At 66.4% G+C, this 18,968-nt stretch carries 13 protein-coding genes; 7 read left to right on the forward strand and 6 right to left on the reverse strand.

The features are described 5' to 3' along the window. Nucleotides 1-2 precede the first annotated feature (2 nt). On the reverse strand, nucleotides 3-284 hold the full coding sequence (locus tag JOF47_RS21055) for a pyrophosphorylase (protein WP_210002594.1): 282 nt from the start codon (nucleotides 282-284) through the stop codon (nucleotides 3-5). Nucleotides 285-702: 418 nt separating this feature from the next. Between JOF47_RS21055 and JOF47_RS21060 the strand changes: the two genes are divergently transcribed. Genes JOF47_RS21060 through JOF47_RS21070 form a run of 3 tightly spaced genes read left to right on the forward strand, consistent with a single transcriptional unit; the run spans nucleotide 703 to nucleotide 9,045 of the window. Then, nucleotides 703-3,336, forward strand: coding sequence for a hypothetical protein (locus JOF47_RS21060; RefSeq protein WP_342592887.1), 2,634 nt, complete (start codon nucleotides 703-705; stop codon nucleotides 3,334-3,336). Next, the gene (locus tag JOF47_RS21065; protein WP_210002597.1) at nucleotides 3,333-4,673 is read left to right on the forward strand and encodes a type 1 periplasmic-binding domain-containing protein; all 1,341 of its coding nucleotides are present in this window, start codon (nucleotides 3,333-3,335) and stop codon (nucleotides 4,671-4,673) included. Before JOF47_RS21060 ends, JOF47_RS21065 begins: the two co-directional genes overlap by 4 nt. 55 nt (nucleotides 4,674-4,728) lie before the next feature. Beyond that, nucleotides 4,729-9,045 carry a type VII secretion EssC family protein gene (locus JOF47_RS21070; protein ID WP_210002599.1) on the forward strand — a complete coding sequence of 1,439 codons (4,317 nt, stop codon included), beginning with the start codon at nucleotides 4,729-4,731 and terminating at the stop codon, nucleotides 9,043-9,045. Between the two features lie 46 nt (nucleotides 9,046-9,091). On the opposite strand, the gene JOF47_RS22250 is transcribed toward JOF47_RS21070, so the two are convergent. The 5 genes from JOF47_RS22250 to JOF47_RS21095 form a co-directional block, all read right to left on the reverse strand. Then, entirely contained in the window at nucleotides 9,092-11,062 is a 1,971-nt protein-coding gene (locus JOF47_RS22250) for a serine/threonine-protein kinase (RefSeq protein WP_210002602.1), read from the reverse strand. 217 nt (nucleotides 11,063-11,279) lie between these two features. Further along, nucleotides 11,280-11,699, reverse strand: a complete 420-nt coding sequence (locus tag JOF47_RS21080) for a DUF3151 domain-containing protein (RefSeq protein ID WP_210002604.1) — start codon at nucleotides 11,697-11,699, stop codon at nucleotides 11,280-11,282. Between the two features lie 2 nt (nucleotides 11,700-11,701). Beyond that, a complete protein-coding gene (gene fbaA / locus JOF47_RS21085) occupies nucleotides 11,702-12,724 on the reverse strand; it encodes a class II fructose-bisphosphate aldolase (RefSeq protein WP_210002607.1) in 1,023 nt (340 codons plus the stop codon). A 168-nt stretch (nucleotides 12,725-12,892) separates the two neighbouring features. After that, nucleotides 12,893-14,437, reverse strand: a complete 1,545-nt coding sequence (locus tag JOF47_RS21090; protein WP_210002609.1) for a M23 family metallopeptidase — start codon at nucleotides 14,435-14,437, stop codon at nucleotides 12,893-12,895. Nucleotides 14,438-14,644: 207 nt separating this feature from the next. Continuing rightward, the gene (locus JOF47_RS21095; protein WP_210002611.1) at nucleotides 14,645-15,322 is read right to left on the reverse strand and encodes a TrmH family RNA methyltransferase; all 678 of its coding nucleotides are present in this window, start codon (nucleotides 15,320-15,322) and stop codon (nucleotides 14,645-14,647) included. Nucleotides 15,323-15,537: 215 nt separating this feature from the next. Between JOF47_RS21095 and corA the strand changes: the two genes are divergently transcribed. The 4 genes from corA to JOF47_RS21110 all read left to right on the forward strand — a co-directional run bounded on the left by corA (nucleotide 15,538) and on the right by JOF47_RS21110 (nucleotide 18,925). Next, a complete protein-coding gene (gene corA, locus JOF47_RS21100) occupies nucleotides 15,538-16,545 on the forward strand; it encodes a magnesium/cobalt transporter CorA (RefSeq protein WP_210002613.1) in 1,008 nt (335 codons plus the stop codon). A 127-nt stretch (nucleotides 16,546-16,672) separates the two neighbouring features. Then, nucleotides 16,673-17,467 carry an HAD-IIA family hydrolase gene (locus JOF47_RS21105; RefSeq protein ID WP_210002864.1) on the forward strand — a complete coding sequence of 265 codons (795 nt, stop codon included), beginning with the start codon at nucleotides 16,673-16,675 and terminating at the stop codon, nucleotides 17,465-17,467. 115 nt (nucleotides 17,468-17,582) lie between these two features. Next, complete coding sequence (locus tag JOF47_RS22110; protein WP_245356220.1) at nucleotides 17,583-18,074, forward strand: helix-turn-helix domain-containing protein; 492 nt, start codon at nucleotides 17,583-17,585, stop codon at nucleotides 18,072-18,074. Nucleotides 18,075-18,085: 11 nt separating this feature from the next. Further along, nucleotides 18,086-18,925 (forward strand): IS3 family transposase, encoded by an 840-nt coding sequence (locus JOF47_RS21110; protein WP_342592888.1) that lies wholly within the window; start codon nucleotides 18,086-18,088, stop codon nucleotides 18,923-18,925. The last annotated feature ends 43 nt before the right edge of the window (nucleotides 18,926-18,968 follow it).

An 18,968-nucleotide genomic window follows, 5' to 3' on the forward strand; every position in this document is an offset into this window, starting at 1 on the left:
GATTAGTTTCCGCCGCCCGCGGAGAAGATGTTCTGCGAAATCTGGTTCAACTGGGTGCGCAGCTGCTCCAACTCGGTCCGCGCCTTGTCCAGCGCAACCTTCGTCTCGGGCCAGGTCGCACCGCGGAACTGGGCAGCCAGCGGGCCGTCCCAAACGTTGGGGTCGGACAGGACCCGGCCCTGGGCGTCAAGCTGGCTGATCTGATCGGTGAAACCACCGTTGATGATCGCCTGCATCTGCTGAATAGCCGTCTTCGCCTGCTCCGTTGATAAAACACGAGACATGAAAAATCCTCCAGGAATCTTGATATGGCCCCCGCGCTAACGCACTCCCGAGGGACTCGAACCGAATAACCCTAACAACATGACTAGGCCCACACAAAGATTCAATGACGGCCATTTCAACTCGCAGTCGGTGATCAGCATCACGCGCGGGGGTGGCCTTCATCGTGCCAAACCAAGGGTTGTTTTTCAATTCGCGCGCGGCTCCCCCTATTATTCAAAGGGATATTTGAACACGACAGGGGAATCAGTGGCCAGCACGCGCTCACGCCAGCACAATGCAGTTCGACGGACGCGGAGTCCGTACTTAACCCGCACCGCAGGCGTGATCCTCGCAGTTGCAGCCCTGGCGTTCACAACGTCGTGCACGAATGACCCCGAGGGAATCGGGGCGCCCTCGCGCGTCCTTCAATCGGTCAATGTGTCACTTGCATCCGACGGTGCAATCGCCACCGTCAACGGGACTGCCATCTCTGTTGATGATGCAACGGGGAACTCCTCCAGCGTCGACACCGCCTATGAACCGGACAAGGTGGCCAACGACCTCCCCGTCCGTGTGAGCACCCAGTACCGCACGGCGGAGAAGACCGGCTCGAACCTCAATGATCTGGCCGGCTACAACGGCAGGGTCGAAATCGAACTGACCGTCGAAAACCTCACCGTGTCCTCGCAGGACTTGACCTTTGACGTGGCGGGGCAGTCGCGGACCGCGCCGACCCTCGTGGGCGCACCCATGAGCATCGCCGCCTCCACGGTCCTCCCCAACGTTGCACCCAGCCGGATCATCGGCGAATCGGACGATGAAACCGCAGGCACCAACGGCATTGTCAGCGCCTCGCCCGAGGGTGAGACCATCATCCAGTGGGCCACGCTCCTGGCACCCCCGACCTCCGCTGCCAGCACCACGCTGCGTCTCGTCGCCGACGTCACCGACTTCGACACCCCGAGAATCGACCTTGCGGTGCAGCCCGGCATGTCCACCGACCTCTCCGTCGACGGCGTTCTGGACTCGGCATTCAACAGCAGCCCGACCTCGGAGCTCGCGCTCCAGCGCCGGACCATTGACCTCATTGCGGACGTCAACGACGTGCTCGGCCGCGCCGGCGCCACCATCACGGACGTACGCACCAACCTCGAGAGCACGTCGAAGACCCTCGGCGTCAGCACCGCAGCGCACCTCAAGGAAAGCACCGACTCGCTCGCCGGAACCATGTCAGGCTTGAAGGACCAGCTCGGGTCGCTCAAGACCGACCTGGACGCTACGGTATCGGGCACCGAATCAACCACCATCGCGCAGTTGAGCCAAACCGTCGGCACCGTCGACGCCATGCTCGGTGACACCAAGGCGGCCCCGCCGCGTCCGGTGCTCAACGGCAGCGGCTGCTCCACGGTTGTCGCCCCGTCGGACAAGTCCTCCACCGTCTATTCGAGCCTGGTGCTCATGTCGGCCCAGCTCGACGGGTTTGCCCAGTCGACGGCAAGCTGCCGCGATGAGGTCGCCGATTCGCTGAAACGCACAGTCGGACCCGAGAAGCCGACTGCGGAAACCTGCACCGAACCTTCGATGACTTGCGCGTTCTACGTCTCCTCGGTTTCCGTCGTTGGAGCGCTCGTCAGCCTCGTCCAGCAGGGCGACGAACTGGTCGCCGCCCTGAAACCGGAAATCCTTGCGGGCGCACTGGCACGCCACGAAGATGTCTCCGCCGGCATCGACGAGTTGGCCGCCAAGCTGGACGAGCTGGACAAGACTGCGTCAGCGGACGACGTCAACAAGGCAATCGGCACGCTCCGGACATCGATCAGCGAAGCCAGGACCCCGCTGAAAAGCCTGCGCACAGAGATCGACAAGACCCTGGAAGACCTGCAGGACAACTTCGATTCAATCCACGGGCTCGCCGCCAAAAACAGCAAGACGATCGGCGACAAGGGCACCCGCGGATCACTGGCCAAGCAAAACGCCAAACTTGCCGACGACCTGTGCAAACTCGTTGAAGACAAGAAAATTGAACTCAAGGACGCCGAAAAGGTACTTCGCTACATGACCGATGTTCCGTGCGCCATCGACGAAGAAACCGAGCCGGCCGGAGTCCCCGCATCCCTTGGGGAATTCCCCGCTCCGATGGACGAGCGCTTGCAGGATCAGGCGGCAGTCTGGGACGAGGTCGCGTCCCTGGCGGACATCTCTATCCCCGACGCCCCGGTGCACGCAGCCATCACGGATGCCGAAGCGAGCCTGAAGACTATCGGTGGCAAGGTCGACGACCTGGAAGATGCCGTGAAGGGCGACAACGGCAACGTCGGGAAGGGCATCGCCGAACTCAAGGCCCTGGCAGCGACCGCACAAGAGAACCGCGACGCGATGGGTGAAGGACTTCTGGCCCTCGAGAAGCAGCAGGACGATCTCGAGACCGGCATCAAGGATGCGCTGCGCAACACCACCGCAGAGGCGGCTTCGGACATCACCGATCTCATCGACAGCCAGATCCGGGTGGTAGCCGATCAGGCAGCCCAGGGCACAACAGCCGTGGTCGATTCCTTCGACCGCTCCGTCGCCGGCCTGGCCACCACGGCAGCGGACGTGGCGGAGGGCGCCAAGGAAACCGTGGACGCCCAGCACAAGGCACTTGCCAAGGAGGGCGACGCGCTGGCCACCACGATCAGCGCACAGACGGCGACCTCCCTTGAGGGGATCGAGCAGAGCACCTCCGCCTCGACCCGCGATGTCGAGGGCGCCTCGACCCTTCTGGCGGCGGACCTCAACAAGGTCATGCTCGACCTCGGGGATCGCACGGTGAACGGTTCGGGCCTGCTCGGCTCGATGGCCACCAGCGCCGCCAAGGCCGACACCGCCGACTACCAGCTGGCGCTGGCCACCCAAAACGCACAGGGCTACGCGAACATCCGCGCCGAGGACGTTGCCGGGATCCTGCAGCGCCAGGCGCAGTTCAAGGCCTCGCTCGAGGCCGCAACCACCCTGCCGAGCTTCCACCTCGAGGTCCCCTCCGGAGCCGCGTCGCAGACGCTCTACGCCTTCCGGATCGGAGCCCAGAAGTGAACCGCCGCAAGGCCGTGACCCTGGGCGCGGGTGCCGTCGTTGCGATCGCTGCAATCATTGCGCTGGTCGTCTTCGTCGTGCGTCCCGGCGCGCCCACGCCGGCCGATCCGGTGGCAACCACCATCCCGGTGGCACTGTCCGCCAAGGACGTTCCCGCCGACACGCTCATCGGGGTCGTGGTGACGCTCGGCGCGGAAACCGGTGACGGCGCGCAATGGAAGGACGCGGCGCAGGGAGCCGCCGTCGCCGCACGCCGCTTTGACATGGGCGGCACGCCGATCGCCATCGCCACGCGCAACGACAAGGGCACCGTCGACGGTGCCCGCGCGGCCGTGGAGGAACTCATCGCGGAAGGCGTCGCGGGAATCGTCGTGGCAACCGACGGCAAGCACGTCAGTGGCGCCCTCGAGGCGGCAACCGACGCGGGCATGCCACTGATCCTGCCCTACCTCTCCGGGGATCTCGAGACCTCGGCCAAGGCCTGGAGCATCGCGCCGACCCCCGCCCAGATGTCCGCCGCGCTCACCACCGCGCTTGCGCAGTCGGAGCGGACCCTGTTGATCGATGCCGGCGGCGGCTCCCCCGACGGTGTCCGCGTCGCTTCAACCTTGGAAGTCGCCCCGGGTGGCGACGCCGCCGCGGTTGCCGCGGAGGCCGCCCGCCTCACCGGCACGCCGTCCACCAAGGACGGCAAGGACGGCAAGCCGGCAAAGCCCGTGAAGAACCCCGCCGACGCGATCCTGCTCAGCGGCACCGCCTGGCAGCAGGGAATCGCGGTCCAGGCCCTGCAATCGGCCAACGTCACGGTTCCGATCGTGTTGACCCCCGGGGCGACAAGCCCCGTGTTCGCCGTTTCCCTGCAGAAGGCCGGCGGCACGCTTTCGGGCCGGCTGCTCACCGTGGGAGCCGACACCGGCGACGCGGTGGCCCTGCGCTCGGACGCCTCGGGCCGCGGAATGTCGGCCTTCCTGGCCGGGCTCCGCGTGCTCGCCAGCGATCCGCAGGCCCAGAACCTCACCGGCGACAGGGAGTTCGCGGCAGTGGCAGGGTCCGCCGATTCGCGCAGCCATGATGCAATAGTTGCACTGGTGCGCGCCGCATCGGCGGCGGGCAGCAACGACCCGAAGCTGGTGGGCGCCGCGCTCGAAACCCTGAAGGTCGGCCCCGCCGACGGGATCGCCGGCCCCGTGCTGGACTTTTCCAGGCGCGAGGCGCTGACCGGCGAGCCGGTCCAGCTGAACAGCTCGCTGCAGGACCTCGGGTTGCGACCGGCCACCGAAAACAAGGCCAGCGTCTCCACAACGGCCACCTGGTTCGCGGGAAACCCGTCCAGCTGACCTTGGCCTTCACTGGCCACGCGCGCCGCGCGAACTTCGACGAAAGGAGCGCGCGGTGCGCGTGCTGATCCAGCTGGGCGACCAGCGATTTGACCGGGAGATCGAAAGCCACGCTCCCGCCACGACGCTGGGCCAGCTGCTGGCCGCAGCCGGCGCCCCGCTGCCCGCGGCCGGAACCACCCTGTACGTCGACGAGACCGCCGCGCATGCCGACACCCCGCTGGGCGAGCTGCTGTTGCTGGAGGGAAGCAGCATTTCGCTGTCCCCCGTCGAGCCGCCTCACGCGCTGCGGCAGTGGAGCGTCACGGTCTCCGGAGGCCTCGAGGCCGGGGCCGTCCACCCGATTCCGGCCCACCGGCCGCTGGTCATCGGCCGTTCCCCCCAGGCGGACGTGGTGCTGGGCACCGAAAGCGCTTCCTGGAACCATGCCAGCATCGAGCTGGAGGGCGAGGGCATCCGCATTCGCGACGCCCAATCAACCAACGGCACGCTGCTCGACGGGGTTCCTGTCGACATGGACGGAACCCTTGCCACGGCCCCCGGCACCCTGGTGATCGGCGGGACCACGCTGCTGGTGCGCCCGGTCGTGCCCGAGAGCCGGGCGCCTAAGCCCGGGTCGCTGAACAACCTCACGCCCGCGGGAACCGCCCCCTTCAACAGGCCGCCGCGTCCCGGATGGCCGCCGGCCGCGGATCCGGTGGGGGCCCCGACCCGCAAGGACGTCCCGCCGGCCTCCAAGTTCAGCTTCATCACGGTGCTGGCCCCGCTGGTGCTCGCCGGCGCCATGGTGATGATCCTGGGCGACGCCCGCTTTGCCATGTTTGCCGCGCTGAGCCCGGTGATGGCGATCGGCATGTGGTTCGAGCAGAAACACCGGCGGGCCAGGAACCTCAAGGAAGAGGAGGCCCGCTTCGAGTCGGCGATCGACGATTTCGCCGCCGACGTCGCGGAGGCCGCCGCGGCCGAGGTCGACCGCCGGCGCACCGAGATCCCCGACCCCGCCACGGTGCTGCGCCGGGCCGCGATGCCCACCACCCTGCTGTGGCAGCGGCGGGCCGGCACCGAGGGATTCTTGGCGCTCAACGCGGGAGTCGGGGACGTGCCGTGGCGCCCGGAACTGGACGACCGGGCCGGCACCACACTCGACGGCCGGGTGCGCGAGGTGCTCGAGGCGAGCGTGCTGCCCGCGGCCCCCGTGCTCGTGGACCTGGGCAATGCGGGCGTGGTGGGCATCGTCGGCAACCGGGAGGCCGCCCTGGCGGTGGCCCGCAGCCTTGTCGCCCAGGCGACGGTGCACGCCGGACCCGCCGACCTCACGCTGGGCGTCTTCTGCGATGCCGGGCGAGCCGCCGAATGGGCGTGGACCTCCTGGCTGCCGCACACCCGGCAGCCGGGCTCGAGCACCGGGGAACGCTGGGTCTCCGATGACCGGACACGCAGTTCCGCGATGCTGCGCACCCTGCGCGAGAACATCGACGGGCACCCGACGCCCGCGGTGCTGCTGGTGCTCGACTCGGAGGTCCTCACCGAGGGCCGCGACGCACCGGCCCGTGCACTGCTGGGCCACGGACGAACCCCCGAGGGCAGCTCGGCACACGCAACAATCCAGCGCGTCGGAGTCTCCGGCATCGTCATCGCCGGCTCCGAGGAGCAGCTTCCGGCCTCCTGCACCACGGTGATCCACCTGGGCGAGGATGCAGCCGCAACCGTGCACGAACCGGGCGACCTGTCCCACGTCGACGACGTGGTGGTTGCCGGCATCGGCCCGGGCCTTGCCGAACGCTGCGCCATGGACCTGGCCCGCTTCGAGGACCCGGAGCTCACCGTGCCCGGCGCGGCCCTGCCGCCGCTGGTCAGGCTCCCGGACCTGCTGGGCCTGGGCACGCCGGACGGTGCGTCGATCCGCTCGCTGTGGTCCTCCGCCAGGGGTTTCTCCACCCCGATCGGCACCTCCGAGTCCGGCCCGCTGACCCTGGACCTGGTGGCCGACGGCCCGCACGGCCTGGTCGGAGGCACCACGGGCTCGGGCAAGAGCGAGTTCCTGCGTTCCCTGGTCGCCGGCCTCGCGGCCCGCAACGACCCGACCCGGCTGAACTTCATCCTCATCGACTTCAAGGGCGGCGCCGCGTTCCAGGCTTGCGAACGCCTGCCGCACACCATCGGCACCATCTCCAACCTCGACGAACAGCTGGCCGACCGGGCGCTGCGCTCGCTCGAGGCGGAGATGCAGCGCCGCCAGCGGGTCTTTGCCGCGGCGGGCGAGGACATCGACAACCTCGACGCCTACCTGGCCACCAACCCGGCCGAACCCATGCCGCGCCTGTTGCTGGTGGTGGACGAGTTCGCGATGCTCGCCAAGGACTTCCCCGAGGTGCTCTCCTCGCTGGTGTCCGTCGCCGCGGTGGGCCGCACGCTCGGCGTGCACATGATCCTGGCGACCCAGCGCCCGGCCGGCGTCGTGAACGACGACATCCTGGCCAACACCAACCTGCGGGTGGCACTGCGTGTGCAGAGCCGCGACGATTCCGCCAACGTGATCGGGGTGCCTGCCGCGGCCGGGATCGGGCGTGCCCAGACCGGTCGCGCCTTCATCAAGCTGGGCCAGGACGACATCACCCCGGTGCAGACGGCCCTCGTCACGGGCCGCGCCTCCCACCAGGAGGCCAGCGCGCTGGAGTTGCTGGAGGTCGGCCCGCTGGGCATGCCCGTGCAGCGCCGCCGCGCGGCCCGCGGACCCGAGTCCGACGTCAGCGACCTCGACCTGCTCATCGACGCCATCCGCGAGGCCCACGCGGACGCCGGTTTCGGCGCCCCGCGGCGCATCTGGCCGGAGGCCCTCGGTGCGCGCGTGGACCTCGCCGGCTTCGCCGCGGAGGCCGATGCCGACGCGGAAACCCCCGCGACGGCCGGGCAGCCGGACGCCAACCGGCCGGGCGTCGGTGGCGTGCACGGCAGCACCATCCGGGTGGCGCTGGCCGACGAGCCCGAGCTGCAGCGGCAATCCGCCGCCGGCTGGGACCTGGCCCAGGGAAACCTCATGCTGCTGGGCATCACCGGAAGCGGCACCAGCACCACGCTGGCCTCGATCGCGCTGGCCATCACCGCGGAAACCAGCCCGGACGCGCTCGACCTGCTGGTGCTGGACCTGGGCTCGCGCGCCCTCGCCCCGCTCGCGGACCTGCCGCACACCCTCGCCTACGTCGGCTCCGGCCCCGGGGCGGCGGAACAGCAAGCCAGGTTCCTGCGGCACCTGCGCACCGAGCTGGACAAGCGCCGCGCCGATCAGGCCGACAGGCGTCCGACCCTGGTATTGATCGACGGCCTGGCCACGTTGCGCGACGAGTTCCAGGACTACGACGGTCTGGCCCTGCTCGATGCCCTCTACCGGGCCTACGCGGACGGCCCGGCCCTGAACCTCTGGTTCGCCGTGTCCACCACCCGCGCCAAGGCGGTGCCCTCTGCCATGGACGAGGTCACCACCCAGAAGTGGCTCTACCGGCTGGCCGACCCCTACGACTACTCGGCGCTGGGGGTCCGCGGGCAGAACATCCCCGCGCCCGTGCCGGGCAGGTGCGTCGATGCCGGAACACTGCGCCAGATGCACATCGCCTCCCCGGCCACGGACCTGCCCGCCGCGGTGGGCCGCGTCGCGGCGCGCTGGCCGCTGGGCGCCGAAAAGGCGGCAGCCATCGGACGCCTTCCCGAGGACCTCGGCGTGGGCGAGGTCGGCGCCGTTGCCACGCTGGGCGCCGAACCGTGGCACCTTCCCGTGGGCCTGCGCGAGGAGGACCTGGCCCCGGCCCTGCTGGAGGTCTACGAGGGCGAACACGTGCTCATCGCCGGGCCCGCCCGCAGCGGAAAGTCGACGCTGCTGCTGGCCCTGGTCGAATCCCTGCGCGCGGCCTCGGCGGCGGGGAACCCCGTGGCCATCTGGGGCGCCTGCGACAGGCGGTCGCCGCTGGCCGGCGCGGACCTCGACCGGTTGGCGGTCGGCCCCGAGGACCTGCCGGCACTGCTGGCGGGCATCAGGCTGGAACGCGGCCCGGTGGTGCTGCTGGTCGACGACGCCGAACGCTTCGAGGACTCCGACCAGTCGCTGGCCGGCCTGCTGGCCAGCGGAAACGGGCAGCTGCGCGTCATCGCCGCGGGTCGCTCGGCGGACCTGCGCGGACTGTACGCGCACTGGACCAAGACCGTGCGCAAGTCCCGCTGCGGCGTGCTGCTGCAGCCCGACGTCGACTACGACGGGGAGCTGCTGGGCATCACGCTGCCGCGCCGCGCGCCGGTGGCTGTCACCCCGGGACGCGGCTACCTGTGCGTCGGCGGCGCGGGCGCCTTCGTCCAGACCATGAGCCCGGAGATCGACAAGTAGCTGACTGCAGGGCCCGGCGCCGACCTGGCTCTGGCCCCTACCGCACTTACTCGCGGGTGGTGATGCCGAACGGCTCGCTGGCCAGGTCGGTGAAGTTGCCGACCACCGCGCGCAGGACGCAGCTCGGGGCCACGGCAAGGGCCGTCACCACAAGCCCGTCGGACGAGACGGCCAGGCCGCCGGAGCACCCGTCGGAGAACCGGACGCCCTTTTCGCCCCCGGCAATGGCGGTCAGCATTTCGGAGGGCTTGCCGGTCGCGGGGCTCTTGTAGAGCGGGCCGAGCACGTCCGGCCCGCTGGGCCAGACCGGAACCAGCGTGACGGGCAGGGCCGTCTGGCTCACCGTGCGTGCCGGGGTCTGGACCTGGATCCCGCGCAGCCGCTGCACAGGGTAGGCGGAACCCTCGACGCTGTCGTCCGCGGTGGCCTCGGTCGTCGCCGCGGCGGCGGCATCGAGCCATTCGTCAAGGGCGTTCTCCCCCGCCAGCGCCACGGGTATCGTTGCGCCGACCTCAACGCTTCCCTGCGCCGGGATGCGGACGCCGTCGACGCTCCAGCCGCAGTTCGCAGACACGCCGGAAAGGCTGGGCTTGTTGCGCGTGGCAGCCGCGTTCTCCCAGGTCACCGGCGGGCATGCCGGGGAACCCGCGGCGCCGGGGAGCACCTCGAGGAACGGCCCGCGCAGGGGCGCCTTCTGGGCCGAGTACGTGATGGTGAGCTTCACTTCGCCGGCCGCCGCGTCGTAGCTCGCCGCGCGGCTGACCGACAGGCCGCTGGGCAGCGGGACGTCCTGTTGGGTGGCGGTGGCGTCGGCCGCCCGTGGCCCCACGGCTGGGGAACTTTGGGGAAGCGTCAGGACGATTCCGAAGACCAGGCCGACCACCAGGACCAACCCCACGGCACCCAGCACAAGGACCTTCCTGGTCAGCCAGGCCGACCATTTGCTTGCGGTGTTTTCCGGCTCGACGGGTTCGACGGGACGGGCAGGGTCGCGGCGGGGCATCGGCCTCACGATGGTGCGGGAGCCCGCCGGGCCCAGCTCGGGTTGCGGCGATTCCGGCGTCCGGGCAACCACCGTCGGCCCGGCCTCCGGCTCCGCCGGGGCTCCGCGCAGCACCGTTGCCGGGCGGTCCACGGCCTGGAAGTCCTCGGGCTCCACGGAACGCGACAGCGCCGGAAGGTCCGCGAATTCCCGGGCCAACCTGCGGAATTGCGCGGCCGCCTGCGCGGCGCCGGGCCGTTCCCGCGGGTTCTTGGACAGCGTCTTTTCCAGCGCCGCCCAGAGCTCCTCGGGCAGGTCCAGCCGGGGCGGAAGCGTAGTCACGTGGCGGTAGGCAAGCGTGAAGTCGGTGCCTGCTCCGGCAAACGGCGTCCGCCCGGCGACCAGCTCGTAAAGCATGATGCCCGTGGCGTAGATGTCGGCCGCGGGGCCGATCTCGCCCTGGCTGAGCAGTTCGGGCGGCATGTACTGCGGGGTGCCCACCATTCCCGTGGTGTGCCTGGTCCGTTCCCCGATCACGGAGGCGATCCCGAAGTCGGAGACCTTCACCGCGCCCTGCAGGCCCGGGCGCCACGATTCGGCCAGCAGCACGTTGTCCGGCTTGATGTCCCGGTGCGTGGCCGATCCGGCGTGGGCACTGGCCAGCGCGTCGAGCACCTCGGCGCAGAGCGCCAGCGCCTCGCCCGCGGGAAGCGTCAGCCGGGATTCCAGCAGGTCGCGCACCGATCCGCCGGTCACGTAGTCCATGACGATCGCGAGCCTGTCGCCCTCGACGACGAGGTCCCTGACCGCAACGATGTTCGGATGCCGCAGGGCGAGCAACACCGAGCGTTCCCTCACGAAACGTTCGACGAGGGTGGGGTCCTGCGCGTGTTCCGGGCGAAGCAGCTTCGCCGCGAGGTCCGGCCCGCCGGAGGCGGAGCTGACCCGCCACACCTCGCCGACCGCACCGGAACCAAGGGGTTCCTCAAGACGGTAGGAGGCGCCAAGCGCATCACCGGACTGCACGTGTGCCATTGTTTTCCTTTGTTCCTGCGACGCCACAAACGGCCGTCGACAGAGTCCCTCCGTGGGCGACGAAGAGGTGCACGGACCTCCACCAGTTTAGTTGAGCGGGTTTGGCTTCTCCCAGCCGCCGTTCCGCCTCCGCGGTGCCCGTTAAACGAAAATTGTTCGTGCCGACCCGGGGTCGGCACGAACAATCATCGATCAAGTCAATCCAGGACTTGCGGGGTTACTCGGCCTCGATGGCGGCAACCGCCAAGGGATCCGAGTCGTTGAGGAAACGGCCGATGCGGTCGACTTCCTCGGTTTCGCCGATGGCGGCCGCCGCACGCTGCAGGGCGTACAGCGAGCGCAGGAAGCCGCGGTTGGGTACGTGGCGCCAAGGCACCGGACCCTGGCCGCGCCATCCGGACTTGCGCAGCGCGTCGAGGCCGCGGTGGTAGCCAACACGCGAGTACGCGTAGGACTCGACATAGCGGCCCTCCGCGTGTGCCTCGTCGGCCAGCAGGGCCCAGCCCAGCGAAGAAGACGGGAAGGCCGCAGCGATGTCCACTGCCTCGTCGCCGGCGACCAGGCGTGCGTTGACCTCTACCTCTTCGGGCAGCAGGGTTTCCGGAATGCCCAGCAGGTTTGCTCCAAGATCGGCCATGGTTACTTCAAGCTCTTTCCGGCCGAGCCGAGCTGCACTGCGGCAGCTGCGATGCGGGACGCCATCGACTCTTCTGCCTTGGCACCCCAGACGCGCGGGTCGTAGGTCTTCTTGTTGCCGATTTCGCCGTCGACCTTCAGCACACCGTCGTAGTTGGCGAGCATGTGGCCGGCCACCGGGCGGGTGAAGGCGTACTGGGTGTCGGTGTCGATGTTCATCTTGATGACGCCATAGGCAACCGCGTCGGCGATTTCCTTGTCGCTGGAACCCGAGCCGCCGTGGAAGACCAGGTCGAACGGGTTGGCCTTGCCAAGCTTGGCGCCGACCTGCTCCTGGATGTCCTTGAGGATCTCCGGGCGCAGCTTCACGTTGCCCGGCTTGTACACGCCGTGCACGTTTCCGAAGGTCAGCGCGGTGATGTACCGGCCGTTCTCGCCGGAGCCGAGAGCGGCAACAGTGGCAAGTGCATCTTCAACGGTCGAGTACAGCTTGTCGTTGATGGCGTTCTCGACGCCGTCTTCTTCGCCGCCGACCGCGCCGATTTCGACTTCGAGGATCTGCTTGGCAGCAGCGGTGCGCGGCAGCAGCTCTGCGGCGATGCGCAGGTTCTCTTCAAGGGTTTCGGCGGAGCCGTCCCACATGTGGGAGTTGAAGAACGGGTTGCGGCCGGCCGCGACCTCTGCCTCGGATGCGGCAAGCAGCGGGAGCACGAACTCGTCGAGCTTGTCCGCAGGGCAGTGGTCCGTGTGCAGGGCGATGTTCACGCCGTAGCTCTTGGCCACTTCGCGCGCGAAGGCGGCGAAGGCCAGCGAACCGGTGACCATGTTCTTGATGGAGGCACCCGACCAGTAGGCTGCGCCACCGGTGGAGACCTGAATAATTCCGTCGGATTCGGCTTCCGCGAAGCCGCGGATGGCGGCGTTCAGGGTCTGCGACGACGTCACGTTGACAGCCGGGAAGGCGTATCCGCCAGCCTTGGCGGAGTCAATCATGGCGTTGTACTGTTCCGGGGTTGCGATGGGCATACTGACTCCTGTGTTGATAAGGAATTGTGGGGAGTAGACCTCGTTGGCTACACCCATCCTATCGACACGTGACCTTGATCGCCTGCGACATGACGGGTTGGGCCCCGTCGGTGTCGCGCAGAGCCGTCGCCCCGAGGCGACTTCGGTCCGTTCCCGGCCCGCCGTCGGCTAGTTGGACTTGGCTGCGCGCCTGGCCGATTCCTCCAGGAGCGCGGCAAGTTTCGCGGCCGAGAGCTTGTCCCGTGCTGCCAGGAGCGCGGCGATTTCCGCATCGGAAAGCGCGGCGATTTCGGCGGCTTCCGCGTCGTTCGGATCCGCTGGTTTGGCATCGGGTTCTACAACGACTTCTGCCGGTTTCTCGTCTGCCGGCGGCTTTGGCTTGGCAGGTGGTTCCACTGCGGCTTCCGTGGATGGAGGCGTCGGCTTGGTACTGGCGTCGGCACCCGGCTGCGTCGGAGCGGGTGAAGCCGGTGGCGGGGTCGGGCTTGTCGTCGGCTTCGAAGGCGTCGTGGGTTTGGGGCTTTCCGTCGGCTTGGTGCTGGGTTTGGGGCTTTCCGTCGGCTTGGTGCTGGGCTTGGGGCTTTCCGTCGGCTTGGTGCTGGGCTTGGGGCTTTCCGTCGGCTTGGTGCTGGGCTTGGGCGCCGGCTTGGCGTCAGGCTTCTTGGCCGGCTTCTTGACCGGGGACTTCACATGGTCTTTTGCCGGCGGTTTTGGCTTGGACCCGGCGTCTGGTGAAGCCTTGTGAGGTTTCTTGGACGGCTCGTGCTCAACGGGTTCCGAAGGCAAATCAATTTCCAGGTCGTGGCCGTTCTCGATACCGAAACGCGGTGCACCGGAATCGCGGATCGGCTCGGCCGTGATCCTTGTGTCATGCGAATCAAATAACGGGTTGGGTTGCCCCGGGATACCGGGCAGGAAATTCCGGGGATCATTCCATTGGCCATTTATGATGACTTCGAAGTGCACGTGGCAACCCGTGGAGTTCCCGGTTGTTCCGCTCAACGCAATGAGTTGGCCTTGCTTGACTTGATCGCCAACCTGGGCGATCAACCGAGAGTTGTGGCTGTAGCCGGTCCTCACGGAATTCCCGTGGTCGATGGTCACTCGCATGCCGGAATGGCCTGCCCAGGCGGATTGAACCACTGTGCCGTCCGCTGTCGCGTAAACAGGGGAACCGCAAGAGATCGCGTAGTCCTGGCCAATGTGGACCTGGGTGCCGGCTCCCGTCGGGTTGTGGCGCCACCCGTACGGGCTGGTGATGTGCCTTGAAATGACCGGGTGGATCAATTGAAGCTGTCCGGGCAGTACGCCCCGCACACCCAGGCGTTGTCCCGCCAGCATGAGGGCACTTTGCCCACCGGTTCCGAGGCCCAGGTTCTCCGTTGAGCCGTTGATGGCTGCGGCCGCATTTGGCACTCCAGCCAGTCCCCGATCCATCGGGGCGCTTGTGAATTCCAGCGAATCCCAACTGATGGCGTCAACACCGCTAAGTAGCGAAACGCTTACCGGTTGAACGAATATGGCCGGGGCAATTACGTTGTTCGACGACGCCCCAGCTTCCAACGGCTCATCAGCCAAGCCCAACCCGGGTACGCCCGAAAGCGTAAACGCTGCGGCAACGACCATGCCCAGGACTGAAACCTTGGAGAGCCTGTTTCGTTGGTGATTTTTCGGGCGAACGCCACGGGCACGATTCACTTGGTGCTTCTTCACGGCGAGCTCTCCCATCCTGATGTGAAACCACTTGCTCAATTGCAACGCGAATACAGAGGATGGATCACCGGTCGGAACCAGCCATTAGATCCAGTTACCCCAAGGACTGAACACTTAGGCATCACCGTAGCCGACGTGCAAGATGGAGAGAATAGCTGGCAGGCAACTCTTTTGCGCTTCGATGGAAGAACAAGGTTTTCCCAAGGTCTACCCGACTTTTTGGTTGAATACGTGGCGCCGGATCCAGGCGTGCATGGCGATGCCCGCGGCAGACGCCGCGTTGATGGAACGGGTGGAGCCAAACTGCTCAATGGAAAGCGTGGCCTCGGCCGACTGGTGGACTTCCTCGCTGAGTCCCGGGCCTTCCTGCCCGAAGACAAGCACGCAGTTGCGCGGCAATTCGTAGGTCTCAAGCTGCACGGAATCCGGGAAGATATCGATCCCGATGATCGCCAGCCCTTCCTCCTTGGCCCACGCCACGAAATCTTCGACAGTGGGGTGGTGGCGGACGTGCTGGTAGCGGTCGGTCACCATGGCACCTCGGCGGTTCCAGCGGCGGCGACCGATAATGTGGACTTCCTTGGCCAGGAAGGCGTTGGCCGTGCGCACCACGGTGCCGATGTTCATGTCGTGCTGCCAATTCTCGATGGCAATGTGGAAGTCGTGGCGGCGCTCGTCCAGGTCGGCGATGATCGCGTCCATGGTCCAGTAGCGATATTTGTCGGCGACGTTTCGCCGGTCTCCCGACTCCAGAAGTTCGTGATCGTAGTGCTCTTCGGCCGGCCACTCGCCTTCCCACGGGCCGACGCCAACTTCGGGACGCTCCTCGAATTCGGGAGCGGTTTCGACGGGTACGGATGCGTTCGTTTCAGGGGCAGAAGTCACCACTCAAGGGTAGTCGTTCACACGCCGCCCCCAGCATCGCCCAAGTGAGACGAACGCCAGGGTGCCTCCTGCCGCACGTCCCTGTGATGCCAAGTCCACGGACAACACCCGGGCGTCATGCCGCCAGTGGGAGTTTTCGACGCCATGGTGGCAAACTGACGACAGCACCAAATTTTGTGCCGGACATCCATCCGGCCACCGCACCCGGAGGATCCATGCCCATCATTGACAACGCGATCTACGTGCATGGGAAACGGGTCATCCATCCACCGGATTTGAGCTCAACCTTTGAATCCATGAAGGAAACCGGCGGAATGGGCTGGCTCGGGCTTTACCGGCCGAACGCCCAGGAGATGCATGAGGTTTCCGAAGAGCTTGGCCTTCATGAACTTGCGGTCGAGGACACCCTTGCCGGCCACCAACGCCCGAAGCTTGACCACTACGGGGACCACCTCTTTGTCGTATTGCGTCCCGCACGCTACCTCGATGACGTTGAAAAAGTGGAGTTTGGGGAACTTCACGTATATGTCGGGGCCGATTTTGTCGTGACTGTTCGGCACGCCGAATCACCAAAGATCGGGGAAGTCCGCAAACGCATGGAAGAGGAACAAGGGCTCCTGGCCATGGGGCCCGAAGCCGTTCTCTATGCGGTGATCGACCAAGTCGTCGATGAATATGAACCTGTTGCAGCGGGTCTGGGCAACGACATCGACGAGATCGAGGAACAGTTGTTTTCCGGCCAGAGCAATGTTTCCCGGCGCATTTATGAACTGTCCCGGGAAGTCATTGAATTCCAGCGGGCCGTTGCCCCGCTCGATTCGGTGATCGAGCGGCTGCGCAAGGACATCAAACTTACGGATTTGGCCCCCGAAGACGCCGTGGAACTGGACAGGAAATTCATCGACGTGCAGGACCACGCCATTCGTTTGGCCGAGCGTGTGGCATCCTTCAGGGCCCTGCTGGCCAACGCGCTCTCGCTTTCCGCAACCCTCGCGTCCCAGCAGGCCACGGAAGCCGGGGTAACGCAGAACGAACAAATGAAAAAGATCTCGTCCTGGGCAGCGATCCTGTTCGCACCGAGTTTGATCGGCAGCATATACGGGATGAACTTTTCCGAAATGCCGGAATTGCATTATTCGTGGGGATATCCCGCCGCACTGGGCCTCATGGTGGCGTTGAGCCTGACCTTGTACATAGTTTTCAAGAAAAACAACTGGTTGTGACCTACCCGCTTCACCACACCGTTTGAACCTGAAAGACTTATCACCTCAGGTATTCCCCGAAAGGACCCCTAACGTGCCAACGCATGAACCACGAACCGTGAATGACATCAACTGCTGGCTCACGGATATGGATGGGGTGCTGGTACACGAAAACCGGGCCATCCCGGGAGCCTCTGAAATGATCGGGCATTGGGTCGCGACAGGCAAGCGATTCCTGGTGCTGACCAATAATTCGATCTACACCCCGCGCGACCTGCGGGCGCGGCTGTTGTCTTCGGGGCTGGACGTTCCGGAAAAGAACATCTGGACTTCTGCCATGGCGACCGCGGAGTTCCTGCGCCGCCAGCGTCCGGGAGGCCGAGCCTTTGTGATCGGCGAGGCCGGACTGACCACCGCGTTGCATGATGCGGGCTTCATCCTGACCGACCAGGAACCCGACTATGTGGTGCTGGGTGAAACCCGCACCTACTCCTTCGAAGCGATCACCAAGGCGATTCGTCTGATCAGCGACGGAGCTCGGTTTATCACCACCAACCCGGACGCCACGGGGCCATCCCCCGAAGGGTTGCTTCCGGCCACCGGCGCCGTGGCCGCACTGATTACGCAGGCGACCTCACGCGTTCCCTATGTGGTGGGCAAGCCCAATCCGATGATGTTCCGCTCAGCGTTGAACCGCATCGATGCGCATTCGGAAACCACCGCCATGATAGGCGACCGCATGGACACCGATATCATCGCGGGTATGGAGGCCGGACTGCTGACCATCTTGGTGCACACCGGAATCACCCAGCCGGAAGATGTTGCGTCATTCCCGTTCCGCGCGGATCTGGAATACCCGTCCGTGGCCGAAATTCACGCTGAACTGATCCAGGGCACCAATGAAGACGGATCCGGCTTCGTCGAGGGATCCAACGAAGACTAGGGAAACCCCCCGGGTTCAGTTTCCAAATGAGTGGCGGGCCGGGGAATCCCCCGACTGAACTGCTCCCCGGAAGTTGGACTGAATAATTCAGTTCCATACTTCCGGGGAGTTTTTCATGTATCCACATAGTTCATTGACCGCCGAGCAACGGCTGGCCGCCGTCGATCTCTTCGAGGAAGGATTCGGGCATGTCGCGGTATCCTCAAGACTTGGAGTCAGCGCCGGTGCCGTTGAGAAGCTCGGGGAACGTTTCAGGATTTGGGGTAGGGCAGCGTTGGAAGGCAAACCGACCAAGCAGGTGTATTCCTTCGAGTTCAAGCTCGAGCTCGTCCGCCGGTACCTCTCCGGCGAGGCGACCGCGATGGACCTTGCCCTCAAGCACCAGCTGAATTCCCCGGCCCAGGTCCGCAACTGGGCGAAAATATACCGGGAACAGGGCGAGGACGGACTGCGCCCCAAGCCCAAGGGCCGACCGAGGGCGGCATCCAGTCCCGAGCCGACCGAACTCACAGAGCTCGAGAAGCTGCGCCGCGAGAACCAGCGCCTGCAGGCCGAGAACGCCTACCTAAAAAAAGTGCGGGCCTTGAGGAACCACCCACCGCGCTGAAGATCAGCGCGGTGATCGCCCTCAAGGCATCCCACCCCCTGCCCCTGCTCCTGGCCGCGGCAGGGCTGCCCCGTTCCACGTTCTTCCACCGCCAGGCAGCACTCAAGACCCCTGACCGGCACGCGGAACTCCGCACCCGGATCCACGGGATCTTCACCGAGGCCAAGGGCCGCTACGGGCACCGGCGCATCCACGCCACCCTGGCCCGCGACGGACGGCACGTGGCCCGCAAGACCGTGCTGAAACTGATGCGCGAGGAAAACCTGGCCTGCACGGTCCGCAGCCGCCGCCGCTACTCCTCCGACAAGGGCCAGGTCGGCAAGATCGCCGAGAACAAGCTCAAGCGCGAGTTCGACACCGCGGCGCCGAACCTGAAGTGGGTGACCGACGTGACCGAGTTCAAGGTCGCGGACCGCAAGGTCTACCTCTCGCCCGTCATGGACCTCTTTGACCGTTCGATCGTTTCCTACTCGGTTTCGGAGTCGCCGACCGTCGCCTTCACCAACCAATCACTCATCGGGGCCATCGAGACCCTGGCCGCCGGCGAGGCCCCGATGGTGCACTCGGACCAGGGATTCCAGTACCAGCACTCCAGCTGGCAGAAGCTCCTCAGCGACGCCGGGATGGCCCAGTCCATGTCGCGCAAGGGCAACTGCCTGGACAACGCGGTGATGGAGAACTTCTTCGGGCACCTGAAGGAAGAAATGTTCCACCACCACGAGCACGCCGGCATCGAGGCGTTCACCACCGACCTGAAGGACTACATCCGCTGGTACAACACCGAGCGCATCTCGTTAACGCTCGAGTGCCTGAGCCCGATGGAATATCGGGCCCAGGCACTCGCTGCGTAGACTTTTGCTTACCGAGTCCAACTTTCGGGGGCCAGTTCACGAC

It is taken from the genome of Paeniglutamicibacter kerguelensis (assembly GCF_017876535.1).
In the GTDB taxonomy this organism is placed as follows: Bacteria; Actinomycetota; Actinomycetes; order Actinomycetales; family Micrococcaceae; genus Paeniglutamicibacter; species Paeniglutamicibacter kerguelensis.

What these genes read in the sequence shown, in the direction of transcription:
- JOF47_RS21055 (WP_210002594.1), bottom strand. Translation starts at nt 284, where the DNA reads ATGTCTCGTGTTTTATCAACGGAGCAGGCGAAGACGGCTATTCAGCAG.
- JOF47_RS22250 (WP_210002602.1), bottom strand. Translation starts at nt 11,062, where the DNA reads ATGGCACACGTGCAGTCCGGTGATGCGCTTGGCGCCTCCTACCGTCTT.
- JOF47_RS21080 (WP_210002604.1), bottom strand. Translation starts at nt 11,699, where the DNA reads ATGGCCGATCTTGGAGCAAACCTGCTGGGCATTCCGGAAACCCTGCTG.
- fbaA (WP_210002607.1), bottom strand. Translation starts at nt 12,724, where the DNA reads ATGCCCATCGCAACCCCGGAACAGTACAACGCCATGATTGACTCCGCC.
- corA (WP_210002613.1), top strand. Translation starts at nt 15,538, where the DNA reads ATGCCCATCATTGACAACGCGATCTACGTGCATGGGAAACGGGTCATC.
- JOF47_RS21105 (WP_210002864.1), top strand. Translation starts at nt 16,673, where the DNA reads ATGGATGGGGTGCTGGTACACGAAAACCGGGCCATCCCGGGAGCCTCT.
- JOF47_RS22110 (WP_245356220.1), top strand. Translation starts at nt 17,583, where the DNA reads ATGTATCCACATAGTTCATTGACCGCCGAGCAACGGCTGGCCGCCGTC.